The 1,351-nt window shown below is 60.5% G+C and carries 2 protein-coding genes; both read right to left on the reverse strand.

Translation table 11 applies throughout. The features are described from left to right. Positions 1 to 765 (reverse strand): PmeII family type II restriction endonuclease (locus JAN5088_RS18040; RefSeq protein WP_158448452.1); only part of this gene is annotated, 765 nt, incomplete at its 3' end. Positions 766 to 881: 116 nt separating this feature from the next. Continuing rightward, a partial coding sequence (locus JAN5088_RS18045; RefSeq protein WP_144431840.1) for a DNA cytosine methyltransferase occupies positions 882 to 1,351 on the reverse strand: 470 nt, incomplete at its 5' end.

Here is a 1,351-nt window from a genome sequence, read left to right on the forward strand (position 1 = left end):
CGACAGATCGAGGATCTCCGCGAGGTCTGAGATCGTGTAGACGCTGGGAGTCGCCGGGGTGGTCGCCGGGGCAATGCACGCTCGAATGAGCGCACAGCACAGCTCCAACCAAGCATCCGGACCTCCTAGGTATTCCCACCATTCGAGGCCGACACGAACTGTTGCCGACACGCTGAGCGGTCCGTCGTCGTACGATATAGACCAACTGTCCTCGTGGGACTGGGTGAGAGTCGATTGGCGCGGCCGCTGTTCAGCCACATGCCTGATGATGTGCCAGTCTTTCTTGTTCGACTGTTTTTTGGTGCCGTAGAGGGCGCCATAGGTGAATTCGATCCGCTGGGCGCTGTGTGCTACTGCCCATGAGTGGGCCCTCCCGACCACCTCCGCGCCGATCTTCCCCGCCATATCATCGTTAAGCGTTCGAGGTCCGCTTTTGAGCGTCGCCCCGACGAACGTCCCGGAGCCTTGCTGAACGAGCATCCCATCTAGGAGGGAGTCGTGGGTCTGCATGGCGCTTTCCACGGCTTCCCAACCGTAGACGGGGAGCACGATCTTCTCGATCATGTTGCCTGCCGAGGTTTCCATGGATGAGAAGACCTTGGCGGGGACGAGAGCTTGCTCGATGTCGGCGACGTGCGCGTAGCTCTTCTGCTTGGAGTAGAACATCAGGACGAACGGGCTGGTAGAGAACTTCTCCAGCTTGGCGTCGTTCGAGGGCAGGCCACCGATGAGCACGTCCACCCTGCGGCGGAACTCGTTCTCCATGGCGAGAATCCTATCGCGTGCGCCAGGATCGCTATCGACCCGCCTGAGACCGTCGAAGATATCTTGCTTGCGAAGCAGGAGCGGGGTTGTGCGGGGCAAGCCTGAGTGTCTGGGCATTAGCGGGTCGCCTCGATCTTCCTCGAACTTCTTCGAGTGACGGGGGGGGCATATCGAACCCCCTTGTTGTTGCCTTCGTCGCTCCAAACCTTGGTTTCACCGGCCTTGTACCACTGCCGCGTCCGGACATGCGATTGGATGTAAACGACGCGATAGGCCTCTGGGGGGGTGCGATCCGTTTGCCAATCATTCTCCGATAGATCGTCCATAGCTTCTGCGATCACTTCCCCCGCCACTTCGCCCAGTCGCACAGGGACGGCGTTGCCGACCTGCGCATACTGCTGCGATGGCTTCCCTTCGATGGCCCACTCGTCTGGAAAACCTTGAATCCTCGCGTATTCCCGGAGCGTCAGGGCACGTGTCTTGGTGGGATGGCAAAGGGACGTACTGGCATGGTTCGGCATCGTCACGAGGGTCGGACATGGCAGGTCGAACGTCAGGCGCCTCCACCAGCCCGAACGCCCCCCTT

The sequence above is a fragment of the Jannaschia rubra genome (assembly GCF_001403735.1).
GTDB classification, from domain to species: domain Bacteria; phylum Pseudomonadota; class Alphaproteobacteria; order Rhodobacterales; family Rhodobacteraceae; genus Jannaschia; species Jannaschia rubra.